The sequence below is a fragment of the Rhizobium sp. BR 314 genome (assembly GCF_047445805.1).
Taxonomy (GTDB): Bacteria; Pseudomonadota; Alphaproteobacteria; order Rhizobiales; family Rhizobiaceae; genus Rhizobium; species Rhizobium lusitanum_B.
Map to the genome: position 1 here is coordinate 302,532 of NZ_JARWLA010000004.1, position 16,419 is coordinate 318,950.

General features: G+C 58.3%; 16 protein-coding genes. 5 read left to right on the forward strand and 11 right to left on the reverse strand.

Annotation, left to right across the window (positions count from 1 at the left end; genetic code table 11):
• The first annotated feature begins 171 nt into the window (after positions 1-171).
• Positions 172-1,503, forward strand: coding sequence for a diguanylate cyclase (locus QD461_RS08515; RefSeq protein ID WP_414087334.1), 1,332 nt, complete (start codon positions 172-174; stop codon positions 1,501-1,503).
• Positions 1,504-1,539: 36 nt separating this feature from the next.
• On the opposite strand, the gene QD461_RS08520 is transcribed toward QD461_RS08515, so the two are convergent.
• From QD461_RS08520 to QD461_RS08530, 3 genes are all read right to left on the reverse strand, one after another.
• Complete coding sequence (locus tag QD461_RS08520) at positions 1,540-2,559, reverse strand: GlxA family transcriptional regulator (RefSeq protein ID WP_409527678.1); 1,020 nt, start codon at positions 2,557-2,559, stop codon at positions 1,540-1,542.
• Between the two features lie 303 nt (positions 2,560-2,862).
• On the reverse strand, positions 2,863-3,069 hold the full coding sequence (locus tag QD461_RS08525; protein WP_414087335.1) for a hypothetical protein: 207 nt from the start codon (positions 3,067-3,069) through the stop codon (positions 2,863-2,865).
• Positions 3,070-3,143: 74 nt separating this feature from the next.
• On the reverse strand, positions 3,144-3,389 hold the full coding sequence (locus QD461_RS08530) for a hypothetical protein (RefSeq protein WP_414087336.1): 246 nt from the start codon (positions 3,387-3,389) through the stop codon (positions 3,144-3,146).
• A 118-nt stretch (positions 3,390-3,507) separates the two neighbouring features.
• Here QD461_RS08530 and QD461_RS08535 point away from each other — a divergent pair, with 118 nt between their 5' ends.
• Positions 3,508-4,407, forward strand: a complete 900-nt coding sequence (locus tag QD461_RS08535; RefSeq protein WP_184703906.1) for a LysR family transcriptional regulator — start codon at positions 3,508-3,510, stop codon at positions 4,405-4,407.
• A gap of 56 nt (positions 4,408-4,463) precedes the next feature.
• Here QD461_RS08535 and QD461_RS08540 read toward each other — a convergent pair whose 3' ends face one another.
• The 4 genes from QD461_RS08540 to QD461_RS08555 form a co-directional block, all read right to left on the reverse strand.
• Positions 4,464-4,811, reverse strand: coding sequence for a hypothetical protein (locus QD461_RS08540; RefSeq protein WP_414087337.1), 348 nt, complete (start codon positions 4,809-4,811; stop codon positions 4,464-4,466).
• 184 nt (positions 4,812-4,995) lie between these two features.
• The gene (locus QD461_RS08545; protein ID WP_414087338.1) at positions 4,996-6,108 is read right to left on the reverse strand and encodes a methylenetetrahydrofolate reductase; all 1,113 of its coding nucleotides are present in this window, start codon (positions 6,106-6,108) and stop codon (positions 4,996-4,998) included.
• Positions 6,109-6,111: 3 nt separating this feature from the next.
• Positions 6,112-6,648, reverse strand: a complete 537-nt coding sequence (locus tag QD461_RS08550) for a methylenetetrahydrofolate reductase C-terminal domain-containing protein (RefSeq protein WP_414087339.1) — start codon at positions 6,646-6,648, stop codon at positions 6,112-6,114.
• On the reverse strand, positions 6,638-6,862 hold the full coding sequence (locus QD461_RS08555; RefSeq protein ID WP_414087340.1) for a hypothetical protein: 225 nt from the start codon (positions 6,860-6,862) through the stop codon (positions 6,638-6,640). The genes QD461_RS08550 and QD461_RS08555 overlap by 11 nt, the downstream gene beginning before the upstream one ends.
• A 212-nt stretch (positions 6,863-7,074) precedes the next feature.
• Here QD461_RS08555 and QD461_RS08560 point away from each other — a divergent pair, with 212 nt between their 5' ends.
• The 3 genes from QD461_RS08560 (at position 7,075) to QD461_RS08570 (ending at position 11,324) form a co-directional block, all read left to right on the forward strand.
• A complete protein-coding gene (locus tag QD461_RS08560; RefSeq protein WP_414087341.1) occupies positions 7,075-7,821 on the forward strand; it encodes a phosphodiester glycosidase family protein in 747 nt (248 codons plus the stop codon).
• Positions 7,822-7,927: 106 nt separating this feature from the next.
• Entirely contained in the window at positions 7,928-9,406 is a 1,479-nt protein-coding gene (locus tag QD461_RS08565) for a glycosyltransferase family 2 protein (RefSeq protein WP_414087342.1), read from the forward strand.
• Between the two features lie 73 nt (positions 9,407-9,479).
• The gene (locus QD461_RS08570) at positions 9,480-11,324 is read left to right on the forward strand and encodes an FkbM family methyltransferase (protein ID WP_414087343.1); all 1,845 of its coding nucleotides are present in this window, start codon (positions 9,480-9,482) and stop codon (positions 11,322-11,324) included.
• 130 nt (positions 11,325-11,454) lie between these two features.
• Here QD461_RS08570 and bmt read toward each other — a convergent pair whose 3' ends face one another.
• The 4 genes from bmt to QD461_RS08590 form a co-directional block, all read right to left on the reverse strand.
• A complete protein-coding gene (gene bmt, locus QD461_RS08575; RefSeq protein WP_414087344.1) occupies positions 11,455-12,423 on the reverse strand; it encodes a betaine--homocysteine S-methyltransferase in 969 nt (322 codons plus the stop codon).
• 162 nt (positions 12,424-12,585) lie between these two features.
• Positions 12,586-13,638: a quaternary amine ABC transporter ATP-binding protein gene (locus QD461_RS08580; protein WP_414087345.1), complete on the reverse strand. Its 1,053-nt coding sequence runs from the start codon at positions 13,636-13,638 to the stop codon at positions 12,586-12,588.
• Positions 13,631-14,542, reverse strand: a complete 912-nt coding sequence (locus QD461_RS08585; RefSeq protein WP_184703914.1) for an ABC transporter permease — start codon at positions 14,540-14,542, stop codon at positions 13,631-13,633. Before QD461_RS08585 ends, QD461_RS08580 begins: the two co-directional genes overlap by 8 nt.
• Before the next feature lie 234 nt (positions 14,543-14,776).
• Positions 14,777-15,775, reverse strand: a complete 999-nt coding sequence (locus tag QD461_RS08590) for an ABC transporter substrate-binding protein (RefSeq protein ID WP_184703915.1) — start codon at positions 15,773-15,775, stop codon at positions 14,777-14,779.
• Positions 15,776-16,419 lie beyond the last annotated feature (644 nt).

Consider the following 16,419-nt stretch of genomic DNA (forward strand, 5'->3'; position numbering starts at 1 on the left):
GAAATTGCTCCGACAAAATGTGAGGAAGATTCATTTTTATGTGAAAGTCTGCAATCGGTGGTTCCAATTTTTTCACGAATCCTGTTCAGGATACGTGGAAGATGGTTTGGCAGACCTGCGATTGACTGAATATTCGTGTGTGCCGGAAGGCATGGGAGGAATTGAAGGGAAATGGTATTGCATGCGAGATCCCTCGGCGATGGCGTAAGCCGTCGCCATAGCAGCCAGAAGATACTTCTGGTGGAGGACTCGCGCATGTTTTCCGCCGTCCTCTCGCATCGGTTCGAAACCGAGCTTGGTTTCGCCGTCACCCATTGTTCCTCGTTGAGGATACTCAATGAGACACTGGAGTCTGTCGGAAGCGACTTCACCATGGCGGTAATCGACCTCAACCTGCCGGATGCCGCGCATGGCGAAGCCCTCGATGTCGCCGTCGCCCATAATATTCCGACAATCGTCTTCACCGCGTCATTCGACATCGCAACACGCAACCGCATCATGGAGCGCAGCGTCGTCGACTATGTGCTGAAGGATAGCGAATTTGCGCTCGACAATCTCGTCTCGGCCGTGCGGCGGGCCATCGCCAACCGGTTGACGCGCGTTCTGGTTGTGGATGATCTGCCTTCGGCTCGCAAGATGTTGACGGATCTGCTGCAGGCCCAGCAGTTCAAGGTGGCCGAAGCCTGCACTGGCGTCGAGGCACTGGCGATGCTCGAGCAATTCGATGACATCGAAGTCGTCGTAACCGACTACAACATGCCTGACATGAATGGGCACGAGCTGACCCGGCGCATCCGCCACCGCCATGGGTCGGATCGAATGCGTATCATCGGCATTTCCTCTTCGAACGATCGGCTGCTGTCTGCGACGTTCCTGAAAGCCGGTGCCAGCGATTTCATCTATCGCCCCTATGTTCCGGAAGAATTGCAATGCCGCATCGCCTTGAATGTTGAGACGCTGACGCAATTGAAGCAATTGCGCGCAGCGGCCGCGAGTGATTATCTGACGGGTCTCTATAACCGGCGCTATTTCTACGACCACGGGCCTAAGCTCGTGAACGAGTGCCTGCGTCGCCAGCGCCCGAGTTCGGTCGCCATCCTCGACATCGATCACTTTAAGAATTTGAACGACACTTATGGTCACGAGATCGGCGACCAGGTGCTGAAGGCGGTCGCGGGCCGGCTTCAGTCTCTGTTTGAAGGAAGCGGCAACTTGCTGTCCCGCCTCGGTGGTGAGGAATTCTCGATTCTCTTCACGGAGATGAATTCGCGTGCGGCAACGGCATTGTGCGACGAGGTGCGTCTCAGCCTGGCGAACTTGAAGGTGCACGCCGACGACGAGGAACTTTCGGTTACCGTTTCCATCGGTGTTGCCGAGATCGTCGGTTACGAATCCTTCGATAATTATCTCAATGCTGCCGACCAGTTTCTCTATATGGCCAAGCACAATGGCCGCAATCAGGTCTATTCAGACTATCGAATGGCGGAACAGGCGGCCGAGTAAGCCGCCTGTATTGCTGCTGATTGCATTCGAGGGTCTTCAGACGACGACGCCGGTCCGGTTCGTCGACATGGTCAGCTTGCGTTCGGCGCGCTCCTGCTGCGGCGAGCGATTGTAGAGTTCGCGATAACACTTGGAAAAGTGTGAGGCAGAGACGAAGCCGCAGGCAACTGCCACTTCCACGACCGGCATGGAGGACTGCACGAGCAGGTGCCGGGCACGGTCCAACCGGATTTCGAGATAGTAGCGAGCAGGGGAGCGTCCCATCTCCTGACGGAAAAGGCGTTCGATCTGGCGGCGCGACAGGCCAGCGTCATCGGCGATTTCAAGCAGCGACAAGGGTTCGGCGAGGTTGCTTTCCATCAGTTCGATGATCGAGAGAACCTTGGCGTTCTGCACGCCGAGGCGCGCGCGCAGCGGCAGGCGCTGGCGATCGTGCGGACTGCGGACGCGGTCGGTCAGTTGCTGTTCGCAAACCCGGTTGACAAGGTTCTCGCCGAAATCCTGGCCAATGAGGTTCAACATCATGTCGAGCGAGGCTGTGCCGCCGGCGCAAGTGTAGAGATTGCTGTCGACCTCGTAGAGATCCGCATAGACTTCCGCCTGAGGGAAGGTTTCGGAGAAGCCGGGCAGGTTTTCCCAGTGGATCGCGCAGCGCTTGCCGTTCAGCAGACCCGCCTGGGCAAGCACATGTGCGCCCGTACAGAGGCTGCCGACGGCGACGCCGCGATTGTAGGTTTCCCGCAGCCAGGCATTGACCGACTTGTTCTGGAACTCCTCGACATAGATGCCTGAGCAGACTAGCACCATATTCGGGCGGTTCTCTCCGCCGAGGTAGCGGCGCTCGTCGGCAAGCGCCGAGTTGACCTCGAGCCCGATGCCGCTGGAAGAATAGACCTTCTGACCGTCCGTCGAGGCGAGCCGCCATGTATAGGCAGGGTAGCCCAGCATGCGATTGGCAATCCGCAGCGTTTCTACCGCAGCGGAAAACGGCAGCATGGTGAAGTGTGGAACGAGGAAGAAAACCAGGGAACGCGTCTTAATCGGAGTCTTGCTCATATCGTGAAAATCCATCCTCCAGGACCATACTGTATTCCTTGCGTCAAATGCGTCGACTGGATGGTCTGTTAGCGACATTGGCATGGATAATCGCGGCCGCAAAGGGATATTTGCGTTTACTTTGAAAAATGCATCACTGGAAAGGGAAGGTGGGAGGAAGGCAAGCAAACTGCCGGAATAATCAAATATATATGTGTCTAATTATCAAGTTTATGGTGGAATGCGCGCGGAAGTGAGCGGATGTTCAAAAGGCGACACTCGTCGGAGTTGAGCGTCGCCTTTGCTATTTACTGGCTCTTGCGATCATCGCGTAGCCTTTGGGGTCTTGGTCTCGTTTGCGGCCGGCCAGCCCATATCCTTGCGCACGTCGTCGGACAGGGACTCAAGCTCACGCAGCGAGCGCCACTGTTGCCAGCGATCAGCAACACGGGAGAAGAGGGGCGTGTGGCTGCCGTTAGAGAGGGACGAACCCTGCGTCCGGCCAGCATGTCTGTAGGTGATGGACGTCATTTTCAGGCTCCTTTCTTTGTTGGACTTTCAAACGATCTCTACCATCGAATGGTAATATGAACCCGAGCTATTCATCAATCAAACGAATAGATCTTATAGTTGGCATTAGAATTCTTGAACGACGGTAGCTTGCCGGGCTTTCGTTCCAGCGCGAAGAGCGTACGATCCGGCGGCAGACCGCGCGCATTGACGTCGTCGATCAGATGCGACGGAAAGCGTGCGGCGATCTCATCCAGCGTGTGCTGCGCTATCCGCTGGACTTTGCGCACATGCAGAAGGCTCAGAAGGCGAGACGTTTCGCTGAGTGCCGTGTCAGCCATGGCTTTGCTCCTTTGCGGCTGCCTGTATCAATTTCCTAAGCCTAATATGGTGTTTCGTTGACATTCAGACAAATGAAATGATATGGTGGTTAAGATCAGAAAAATTGAAGGTGTCGATATGACCGTTCCGCTCCGCCGGCCCATACCGTTGCTTGACAATGAAGTTCTGCGCACCTTTGTGGCCATCGCCGAAACCGGCAATTTCTCCACGGCCGCCGATGCGGTCTTTCGTACGCCCTCCGCCGTCTCCATGCAGATCAAGAAGTTGGAAGAGCAGCTCGGCGTGACCTTATTCCTGCGCGACGCCCGCTCGGTGAGCCTCACCCAGCATGGGGAGATGCTGCTTTCTTATGCCCGCAACATCCTGGCGCTTTCCAACGAGGCTGTATCGCGCTTCATCATGCCGGAACTGAGTGGCGTGGTGCGGCTCGGTGCGCCTGACGATATCGGAGAACGCCTGCTGCCGACCATTCTGAAAAACTTCTCGGAAAGCTATCCCGGCATCATGGTCGATGTCGTCGTGGATATGAGCATCCAGCTGAAGAAGCGCATCGAAGAGCAACGGCTCGATCTGGCACTGATCAACTGCGCAACGCGACCATTCCCGACGGAAGGCGAAGTGATCTATACCGAGCGTCTTGTCTGGGCCGGCGCCAAATGCGGCACCGCCTATCGCCGCGACCCGTTGCCGATCTCCATCTGGGAAGAGGGCTGCATCTGGCGATCGGAGGCGATGGCGCAGCTTGAGCGACAGAAGAGACCCTATCGCGTATCCTATCTCAGCGCCCATACCATGGCGCAACGGGCTGCTATCGTCTCGGATCTCGCGGTCGCGCCGTTTCCGCGCTCCTACATTACGGAGGATATGGAAATCCTCGGACCGAACGAGGGATTGCCGGAACTGACCTCCTTCGACATTCGTCTTCTGACGGCATCGCAGATGACGGGTCCGATGAAGGCCGTAGCCGACAGCATACGCCAGGCGTTCGTCGAGATCGGGCGAAAGATGGCGGCATGAGGTGCGGATCGTCGCCGGCCACATTGTCGTGGCGGTGGTTCTGCCGGCTTCGCCGATCAGGTCCTATGTTTGCTGAGACGAGTGACATTCGCCCAAACGCGCTTGCTGTAAGGCTTGACCGCTGCCCGGGCGACGGTGTCGGCGGCACGGTGCGATGAGACAGCGGCTCCGCTGGCCATGGCTGTCACCGTCGAGATGCTCTGCTGAGCCAGCGCCATGTTGACAGCGACTGCACTTTCTCCCGCTGCAACAAGCTTTTCCATGACCATTCGATTGAGCTCCGCGGCATTCACGCTGCCGGTCAGGGCAGACATCCGCATGTGTTGCATGCGCATCGCAATGACCATGGGTGCTTCAATCCATAGGGTGGCCAGGTCGTTGGAAAGGCGGCTGCTCGGCGACATCGCTACTCCTTCGTTTTGGTGCGTGGTCAGTTCTTGATATTGTAATCGGCGGGCACTTCGCTCGACCGAAAGAGCCGGTCGGAGCCATTTATGTCTTCTAGGACGATTGAAGCGGCGGCATATGTCGTGCGCGCTCGTGATTTCCGTTCGTTGACGCGCTCGGACAGCTTTGCCGATCCGTGGTTCAGTCTCGATCTGCCTTGCGAGGCTGAGAGTGGGAGGCTGCCTCCGCCATTGCCTGCTGGTTTTCCTCCTTACCCTCTCGGATGTGGCCGAGACGTTCCGCGACAAGCGCGTCGCCGCGGCCGGCTTCGTGCTTCCATGGCCGGCGGCCCCGAAGCACGCCTGAATCGCGCACTATTTCTGCGACATATTCTTCCTGCCGGTAGGCCATGACGTGAATGCCTGATACGCCTTCGATCTCCTTCACTTCATTGATAATGTCGATGCAGAGCTGTTTGCCTTCCTTCTTTTGATCGGAGGCTCCCTCGATCCTCCGGATGACATCGTCAGGGATATGCACGCCGGGCACGTTCGTCCGCATCCAGCGGGCGGTCCTGGCCGATGCCAATGGACCGACGCCCATCAGGATGAAGCACTTCTCGTGAAGGCCAAGGTCACGCACCTTCTTCATGTAGTCCCGCAACATCGGCACGTCGTAGCAATATTGGCTTTGCACGAATTGCGCGCCTGCCTCGATCTTCTTCGCCAGCCGATGCGGGCGGAAGTCGTAAGGCGGGGCGAATGGATTGATGGCGGCACCGAGAAAGACTTTCGGCGGTGACGTCAACCTGCGGCCGGACAGGAATTTCGCCTCGTCGCGCATCGTGCGCACGGTTTCGAGCAGCGACATGCTGTCGAGATCGAAAACCGGTTTGGCTCCCGGTTGGTCGCCGACCTGCACGCCGTCGCCGGTCAGGCACAGGATATTGCACACTCCCATGGCGGCCGCGCCAAGCACATCGCCCTGTATGGCGATCCGGTTCTTGTCGCGGCAGGAGATCTGCATGATGGCCGCATAGCCCATGCGGGTCAGCAGCGCGCAAATGCCGACGGAGGACATATGGCAATTGGCGCCGGATGCATCGACCGCATTGATACCGTCGACCCAACCGGAAAAGATCGCGGCGCGCTCATAGACATCTTCCGGATTGGCGCTGTCAGGCGGATTAAGCTCAGCGGTGACGGCGAACTCACCGCGACGCAGAACGCGCTCCAATCGACCGAGCGAGGAGTGGCCAGGCAGGGGATCCAGCGGCAGACCGGCGCCCAAGGGATTTTCGTCGATCTGCGCCATTGGTCAGGCTTTCTCTTTTACGGCCTTACGCGCTGCCGCTGCTTCCGCGGTAACGCGCAGCCATGAAGAGGTACCGCGTAGCGACTGGTTGACGGGTGCCTGCACCTTCAGGATGGCACCGCCGTGGAGCATGTTGCCGGCACCCTTCCAGGCCTGCACCCAGACGCAGGGCATCTCGGGCTCGACTTCGCAATTGCCGTTAGCGCGCACGCCGCCGCAGGGGCCGTTGCGCAGCTGCTTGGGACAGTTCATTGGGCAGGACATGCCGGTGGACGACAGCACACATTGGCCGCACATGCGACAGTCGAACAGGAAGCCCTTCACATGGCGCTCGACGAAGGCGACCGGCCGCTCCGCGCGTTGATAGCCGATCAGCGCCCAAAGCGGATGGAGCAGCAGAAAGGCGTTGGCAAAATGCTCGTAGAACCATTCGAAGAAACGGGAGTGACGCACGACCCAAAGACGAACCGCGTATTTGTGTCGGTTGTCGGGACTTGGCGAAGACATGCCTGATGCACGATTACTGGCGTCAGTCTTCATAATGGGTGTCGCCGCATTCGATTTTTGCATGGCGTCGGCCATCGTCGATATCTCCGGCTTGAGCCACCGTTTGAGAAGGTCGGCCCTTCCCTTTATCCAACAATGCACCGCTGCCGATTAGCGGGCTGCGCTTGGCACGACGCTGCCCGGGCCGAAAAGCGACGGCGAGCAGCACCATATTCGCAATTGTGCGGAGGTGCCAGAGATCAGACATCGTCGGGTTTGCTCTGCATAGGTCGAGAGTAGCTGCAAGTGCAGCGCTACAACGAATACTTTCAGAGTTGCCAGGATTTTTACAGGGGCGACGCCGAGATGTTGCGGTAAGACGCCATCGAGTGAGGCGGCGGCGACCGATCTCACGGGAGACAACACCTCCTCGCGCATGATTGCACCGCGCTCACTCGCGCATGCTATGTTCGCAAGGACATGTGCTTGATTCGACTGATGATGATCCTTGCCGTTCTTGTTTGCGCCGGCGTCGCGGCGGCGGGCGAGCCGTGCCGTAAGGTTCAGCATCTCGGCGAGGGCTACACGGTATGCATCTTCGATCCGGCGGTGGACGATATCCAGCTGTTTCAGAACGATCGCAGCGGCAGGCCCTATGGTTCCTTCCGGGCGCTGGAGAACGACCTGCGCCAGGATCGCATCTATGTGCGCTTCGCCATGAATGGCGGCATGTATCTCGACGACCAGTCGCCCGTCGGCCTTTTTATCGAGAACGGGCGCGAGTTGAAGGCGATCAATACCAACAAGGGGTGGGGCAATTTCCACCTGCTGCCGAACGGGATCTTCTATCTGTTGCCAGGGCGGGCGGGCATTATGGAAAGCAAGGCTTTCGCTGCCTCCGGCATCAAACCGTTCTATGCCACTCAATCCGGTCCCATGCTCGTCATCGGCGGTCAGCTACACCCGTCCTTCCTTGCCGACAGCACCAGCCTCAAGACACGAAACGGGGTCGGTGTCGCGAAAGACGGCAAGGTGGTCTTCGCAATCTCCGACGGCCCGGTGCGTTTCCACGATTTGGCGACGCTTTTCCGCGACGACCTCGGTTGCGCGAATGCGCTGTTTCTCGACGGAAGCATTTCCAGCCTCGATATTCCCGAATGGCAGCGGCGCGATGGACTATTTCCGCTCGGCCCTATCATCGCCGTGACGGAAATGCTGCCGGGTTGAGACCGGCGGTGCGCAAGGTTGGAGCCAGCCACATCAGCTAATCAAGATAAAGGGGGATGTCATATCCTCTGGCTGCACATTGTCGGATTGAGGCTTCGAAACATTGATGACAAATACTGCAAACGAGGTGAAGGCGCTGATCTTCATGACGGCGCGCGATTGCGAAATGTATGTCCGCCAATCCCTCGCTAGTCTTTCGAGGCAGACGCTCGACGAGCTGCATGTCCTTTTTGTCGATGATTGCTCCAAGGACGATACGGGCATAATCGCCGCAGGCCTTCTGAACGATCTTTTTCCAAACCGGCACACCTTCATCCGCAATGATGTGCAGCTCGGAAAATCGCGCAACGTTTGGGAGCACTTGAGGCCCCGCGCTGACATGGCCGAGTTCGTCGCCATCCTCGACGGCGACGACCAGCTGATCATCGCCGACATTCTCGAGCAGATGTCGTACAGCTATGCGAACGGCAAGGACGTCGTCTGGACGAACTTCATCACCGATGGCGGTGGCCTTGGCGGCAATGGTCCGCTCGATCCCAATCTGTCGCCGCGCCGGCAAGGCTGGAAAACCAGCCATCTCTTCAGTTTTCGCGCGTCCCTGCTTGCCAATATTCCCGAAGACTATTTCAAGGACGATGCCGGGCAGTGGTTCATGGCCGCCTGCGATATCGCTCTTGCATTGCCCATCCTCGATCAGACGCGGCACTACGAATTCATGCCGGTCAACGCACATTGCTACACCGCGAGCAATCCCTACTCGCATCACAATCTTGACCCGCATTCGCGCGGCCTGAATTCCACTGCGCAGCAGCGTTCGGCACAGCATGCTTTCACCAAGCCGCCGTTGCCGCTGACGCGACCGCTGAAATCGGCAATACAGCGGCGTGTCGTTGCACCCGCTTTCGCCGATGGTGGCACAGCTGACGCCGCTTCTACCGTCGCCGTGGGCAGTGGCGCGGACGCCTGGCAGGCGGTGGCAGGTGGAATTCTTGCCGCCGACTATCCGAACTTGCTCGATGCTCAATGCGTTGCTGGCCGCAATCTGCTGACGCCGATCCAGATATGGGCGCTTCGTCGCTCGGCATTCGGAAGAAGCGAGCGGCCGAATGTTCTGCATATTGGAGCACCGCGCTCTGCATTGGCGCTGGCATCGTTGCTATCCGGTCGCGGCGCCGGTCTGAACTGCCTGTGCATGACGCCGGAAGACGTCGCTGATCTGGAAGGGCGTTTCACCGCGAGCGGCCTGACGGAGGGTATTTCCATCATCGAGACAGAAGTCGCTCAGGTGGGCTTCGAAGAAATTACGTCGACCTTTCCCGATACGCGTCAGATCGCAGAAGGTATCAAGTTCGATCTGGTCGTAGTGGATCTGCAGAATACACCCTATCCGGTAGAGAGTGCGTTTCTGGCCTTGCCGGCGCTGGCGAATAATCTGTCGCCTCTGGGGTTCAGTCTCTGCCTGTTCGCGCAGGACCGCGCAACCGAGGCGCTGGTGGCCGAACGATGGGCCAGCGTCAGTGCGGGATTGAAGTTCAGCCTTGATGCCATCGGTGGCAGTGGATTGTTGGTCGTCGGCGGTCGCTGACGGCATTTCGACCCGCCGATGTATTCCCGACAAGTCCTTGCCCTTAAACCTTTGCATGTTGGAAAGAACTGCGATGACGCTGCAAGCCACGATCGCCTGTGAAGTGAACAGTTACCGGAATCCAGTCCGGTTCCACCTTCCTGACCTCAACGATCACATCCAAAGGATCATCGTGCAGAACAGCGCCTTCTACGAGCGGGCCATGCTGGAGGATGTCGGTTCGTCATTGCCGGAAGATGCCTTGATCGTCGACGTTGGAGCACATATCGGCAATCATACGCTCTTCTTCGGCTCCGTCCTTGGTGTCCGCACGATTGCCTTTGAACCGAACCCTGCAGCGTTCGCTACACTGCAGGCCAATGTGGAGCTCAACGGCATCAACGGGCTTGTCGAGCTTAGCCCGCTTGCTCTTGGCGCCGGTCCGGGTGTGGGGGAGATCGTGAGCGCGGATTCCGCCGATCTCGGAGACGCGCACTTCCAGCCAGGAGAGCACGGTGCCGTCCAGATGGCTAAGCTTGACGATCTCCTCTTGGAGCATCGAGTGCATCTGATCAAGGTCGATGTCGGCGGGGCAGAAGCCGACGTGCTTCGCGGCGCGCAGGAGATCATCGCCCGCTCTCGGCCCAAGCTACTTGTCAGCGCCGCCACGCGGGAGATCCTGGGGGCAGTCGAAGCCGTACTCCGGCCACTCGGCTACCGGAAGATCCGCTTCTACAACGATACTCCGACCTATCTGTTCGAGCCGGTCCATTCGGAAGCCGCTGCTCCGACCCGAGCAGTCGACTTGATCGATCCCCGCAATCTGACGATGCTGCCGCCGACGCAGCGTATCGTCGCCGGCATGGCGAGCTTTGCCGGCAACGAAATTGCTCTGCGCGCAGCGGTGGTGTCGCTGTTGCCCCAAGTCGATTGCCTCCACCTCTACCTGAACGGTTTCGCGCAAGCGCCGCTCTTCATTGCCGAGCACCCCAAGATCCAGCATTTCATCGATATGGACGGTGTTCGCTACGGCGATGCCGGCAAGTTCTGGGGCTTGGAGCAGGTCGAGGATGCCGTCTACATCACCTGCGATGACGACATCGTCTATCCCGACGATTTCGTAGCGCGAATGATTGGCGAGCTAGCGCAAGCGCGCGGTCTGGTGGCAGTCGGTGTTCGCGGCACGATCATGCTGCAATCGAGCAGAGGCTACTACCCGCACGACGAACGGGTCGTTGTCGAATTGGAACGGGCTTTGATGCGTCGTCGCCGGGTCCATATGGTCGGCACCAACGCCTCTGCTTTCCATTCCAGCATGGTGAAGATGAAGCTGAGCGATTTTCAGGACAGCAAGACGGCTGATGCTCGTTTCGCAGAATACCTTCATGCTGAAGGCGTTCCCGCCTACATCGTACCGAGAAGAGAGCGTTGGCTGCAGCCGATAGAAGGGCAGCGACCTGCGAGTTACGGTCAATCGAACATGGGCTTCGGTTTGGCCTATGACAGCGCGACGAAGCGGGATGATATTCCCTCATCGGCATATCCGGTCTCACTGTTGCGTTCGGACGCAGCCGATGCCTCGTCGATCATCTATCTTGTCGATGCCGACCAGGCTGATGGCTTGGTGGAGTTCATATTGGCCGTGGGCGGACGTGAACGAGATCCGGTGATCTTCGTCGCTTGCGATCACGAGACGGACGATATGCGCCGTACAGTGCTTCACCCCGAGTTTCTCTGCGAGGTACATCTTGTCGCGCGCAGCGGCGAACATGTGTCGAACTATAAGGAACTGCTGTGGAAACATGCCGGTCGTATCAGGGCGTGGACGCTTCGTAACGGCAACGAACTCAAGATGGTGGATGCCGACGAGTGGGGAAACTGGTTCGAGCCGATAGAGCCGCTCGTCGATGTGACGTCCACGGTGTTTTCGCCGGCGTGATCCATTCCGCATGAACGAGCGTGCTCTGGCTCGCCGAGAGCCGGAGCCGTTCCAGTGAGCCGGCGGCAATTTTCCGCCGGCACTGGCGGCATATGTAGAGTTTGCAGCGCTTTGGCACGCTGTGCTTGGCTTATTTCCCCGGGGAACTTAGCGGTCCGATCCGTTCGATGATCGCCTCTAGCGTGGGGCGAGGGTCAAGCCGATAATCGTCCAGTGCTTGCCGCATGGCGGCCAGATGATTGCAAGAGGTGCCGCAGCAGCCGCCGATGATCCTAGCGCCGGCGTGCCGGGCAAGGTTGGCATAGTCAGCCATCAGCCGTGGCGTGCCGGGGTAGTGAAGTTGGCCGTCGCGAGATTCCGGGATGCCGCAATTGCTCTTGACTGCCACCGTTGCCGATGGGTTGGCCTCGGTCATGACCAGCAGGCTTGCTAGCGTATCAGCGGGACCTGTACCGCAATTTGCGCCGACGGCGAGGGGGCCTTCGCCTATATCTGCCGCTATGCCGTGAATGTCCTCTGGATGCAGGCCCGCCATGGTCCTACCCCCGACGTGGAATGAAGCGGTATAGATATATGGCAGGCCGACCTTGACGGCGGCTTCGGCGGCGGCCCGAATTTCGTGGGGAGACGACATGGTCTCCATCCAGACGATATCGACGCCGCCAGCTTGCAATCCCTCGATCTGCTCGACAAAGGCAGAAACGGTGTCTTCATAGGCCAATGCGCCTGTTGGCATCAGCGGTTCGCCGGTCGGCCCTACCGATCCGGCGACTATAATCGTGCGATCGGCTTCATCGGCGGCGGAACGGGCGATTTCCGCTGCCATCTTGTTGATGCCGTGCACGCGTTCCTGCGCATGGTGCAGCCTTAGGCGATGGTGCGTTCCGCCAAAGCTATTGGTCAGAATGATGTCGGCGCCGGCCCGGATAAAATCCCGATGCAGCTTTACGACCAGTTCCGGGTGCCACTCGTTCCAGAGTTCGGGCGCTTGACCGGGCTCTAGACCCAAAGCGAAGAGGCTCGTGCCCATTGCGCCGTCGGCCAGCAGGACGCCTTTTTCAGCAAGAAGAGCGACGAGGGGATTGGCTGGGGTCGGCATGACATCTCTTGGGATACGCAGGCGCAAAAGTATGAGGTGTCAATATGGACGTATCTGCTGACAGGCGCAACGAGCGAGCTGTCCCGACGCAAGACCGATCGCCGCTAGAAATGAGAGCGCCTGATGAGGGCGCTCTCGGTGATCGGATAGAGCTGCGCTTGCCTATGCGGCTACCATCTGCGCCGCTTGATGCGTGGAGGGAGTGACCATGGCAGCGATAATGCTCTGCAGATCGATCGCGCCGATGGGCTTGCCGCCGGCATCGGTGACGGTGGCTCCCGTCTGTCCCGCTTCGGTTATCTGCTTGGCGACGATTTCCAGCGTCATGTCACCGGCGACACGCGTACCGCTGGGTTCGCCGGCAAAAGGCTTCATGATGGTCTGGGCCTGGATGATGCGACCGCGGTTCACTTCCTTGACGAAGGCGGTGATGTAGTCGTCGGCCGGCTGCAGCACGATCTGCTGGCCACTTCCCTGCTGCACGACCTTGCCGTCGCGCAGGATCGCGATCTTGTCGCCGAGGCGTAGCGCCTCGTCCAGATCGTGGGTGATGAAAACGACGGTCTTTTTCAACTCCTTTTGCAGCTCGAGCAGGACGGTCTGCATATCGACGCGGATCAACGGGTCGAGCGCGGAGTAGGCCTCGTCCATCAGTAGGATATCGGCATCGTTGGTCAAAGCGCGGGCCAGCCCGACGCGCTGCTGCATGCCGCCGGAAAGCTGGTTCGGATAGTGCCGTTCGAAGCCCTTGAGGCCGACCCGTTCGATCCAGTAGTGGCCCTTCTTTTCGCTTTCGCTGCGTGCCACGCCTTGAATGTCCAGGCCGTAGATGGTGTTTTCAAGAACCGTGCGGTGAGGCAGCAAGGCGAATTTCTGAAACACCATCGCCGTCTTGTGGCGCCGGAATTCACGCAGGGCATTCTCATTCATCTTGCAGACGTCGACGCCGTCATAGAGGACTTCGCCAACGGTCGGATCGATCAGCCGGTTGATATGGCGGATCAATGTCGACTTGCCGGATCCGGACAGGCCCATGACCACGGTGATCGCGCCGGCCGGCATATCGATGCTGATATCCTGCAGACCGAGCACGTGGCCGTGTATCTCATTGAGTTCCGCCTTGCCCATGCCGCCCTTGACCAGATCGACACAGTCGCGCCCATGGCGACCGAAGATCTTGTAGAGGTTTTTGATCTGGATCGCGTGACTAGCCATGGATGACCTCCGAGTGCTTCTGGAGCCGTCTGCCATAGGCTTGGCTCGTGCGGTCGAAAATGATGGCGATCGCGACCAGCGCAAAACCGTTGAGGAAGCCCACGGTGAAGAACTGGCTATTGATCGCCACCAGCGTATTCCTGCCGAGGCCACCGACACCGACCATGGAGGCGACGACGACCATGGCGAGCGACATCATGATAGTTTGGTTGATGCCGGCCATGATGGTGGGCAGCGCGAGCGGAATCTGCACGTTGAAAAGTTTCTGTCGGTTCGATGAACCGAAGGCATCCGCAGCCTCAAGCACTTCTCTGTCGACGAGACGGATACCGAGGTTGGTCAGCCGGATCATCGGCGGGATGGCATAGATGACGACGGCGATGAGACCCGGTACCTTACCGATGCCGAAGATCATGACGACGGGAATGAGATAGACGAAGCTCGGCATGGTCTGCATGATGTCGAGGATCGGGTTGACGATCGACTGCAGCCGGTCGGACCGGGCCATCAATATGCCGATCGGCAGGCCGATAACGACGGCGATGAGCGTACAGACCGTCACCATTGCGAGCGTTATCATCGTGTCGCCCCAAAGGCCGCACACTCCGATGAGAATCATGGAAATGGCGGTGCCGGCGACGATCTTGAGGTTTCGGCTGGCGGCATAGACGACGAGCATCATGACGACAAGCACAATGAACCAAGGCGTGTTGGTGAAAAGCCACTCCAAATAATTCAGAAACCATTGCAGCGGCTGCACTATGGCGTCGATGAGATTGCCGTAGGCGCGCACGGATGCCCTGAATCCATCATCAATATTCTTGCGTGCGGCGCGTATGAGCGACTCGTTTATTGCCGGAAAATTGCAAAGCACGTCCGGCAGGATCGTACATTGAATAGCCATGTATTTCCCCTTCTTGATCCGGTTCTGTCCAGTCCGAGCATGTGGCCTTTCATGTTCGAACTGTATTACAGCGCTGCGACCGGTTCTGCAGGCTGCTTTTCAATTCCTACTACATTTGCCGGCGCCAATCTGTGCTCGTTGCGACCTGCGACCGCGTCTGTCCGTCGGTCGTTGCCTCCAGCGAATATGAAATAGGCGACAGGCGGAGGCCTGCCGCCTATGCTTTCGTGCTGATCAGAGCGATGCCTTGACCTTCGTTGCGACGTCAGCCGAAACCCACTTGGTCCACATGTCGGGGTAGGTCTTCAGGAAGTACTTGGCGCCGTCCTCATTGGTACCCTGATTGTCGGTCATCCAGGCCAGAACCTTGCCGACGGTGGCGTTATCCCACTTGCGGGTCTTCATGTAATCCATGGCGATGCCGGCCTTCGATGCGAAAGCCTTGGTCACGACCGTATAGACGTCAGAGACGGGATAGGAGTTTACCTTCGGATTGGCGCAATCCTGGATCGCAGTGCAGGCATCCCACTCCTTCTTATCATGCGGCACGTTGAAGCTCAGACGTACCATCTCGTACTTGCCGAGGATGGCCGTCGGTGCCCAGTAGTAGCCGAGCCAGCCGCTCTTCTTTTCGAAGGCGTTGGCGATCGAACCGTCGAGGCCTGCAGCGGAACCGGTGTCTACCAGCGTAAAGCCAAGCTTGTCGGCGCCGAGTGCCTTATAGAGGTTGGCGGTGGAGATCTGGCAGTTCCAGCCTGCAGGGCAGTTATAGACCGCGCCCTTGGAGGAATCTTCAGGGGCAGGGAAGAGTTCCGGATGCTTCAGCGCATCCTGAACGGTCTTGATGTCGGGATGGGCGTCGGCAAGGAATTTCGGAATCCACCAACCTTCGACGCCGCCGTCGCTGAGGAGCGGCGCTGCCTCGATCAGGCTACCTTCGGATACGGCCTTGTCGAGTGCCGTTCGCACGGCGTTGACCCAAAGCTCGGGCGCGACGTCGGGCTGGCCCTTTTCATTCATGGAAGTGAAGGTCGGTTGCGTATCGCCGGTGACCAGCGTGACGTTACAGCCGTAGCCGTTCTGAAGGATGATCTTATCGACCTGAGCGGCGACGCCGGCAGAGGCCCAGTTCATCTCGGCGATCGATACGTCGCCGCATGATGCCGCGTGCGCCGAGCCAGCCAAAGCATAGGCGCCAAATGCAAAGATGGCGGAAGCGAGAAGCTTCTTCATTTGATGATGTCTCCCAATTTTTCGTTACGTTGCGGATATCGGCGCGGCATATGCATGATATGAGAGGCAAGCATGATGTCTGTCGATCCCTGTCAGCGGTGGTTCAACCACAACCGTTCATACGCCGCTGACGACGCCCGCACGGTCCCCTTTGCTGCTGTCGTGCATTTAGTCTTTTTGCGACCGCGGAACCCTGTCGCGGTTGGGCATTCTTTGCATCGACAACGGGCAGCCTAAGGATTTAAAGAAAGAAATCAACAGTCAGGCCGCGGGATGGACTTATCGTGCCTGTTGGAGAAGCGGATATAAGCTTATGAATTAGCCTATTTTCTGCTATTCACGGCTGCAAAATGGGCAATGCGAGCCCCGTGAAAGCCATCCGGCCTGGATGAAATTAAATAAGCCTAAAATATCGCGTCCCTGAAAGACGTTTTTTATTCCATTTGCGTCGTTTGCGATTTCATAACGACAATGGGAAAATTTTCAAAAAAAATTCAAATTCACTCTTGGTTAAGCACTTAATAACCGTCCGGTAACGATGTCGGTTTATCAATCAATGCGTGGCGGGGGACACCGCTGCTTCTCCGGATCAGGTATTGCGTACCGGGGGAAGCGAACCTTGCGGCGTATGTGCAAGGAAGCCG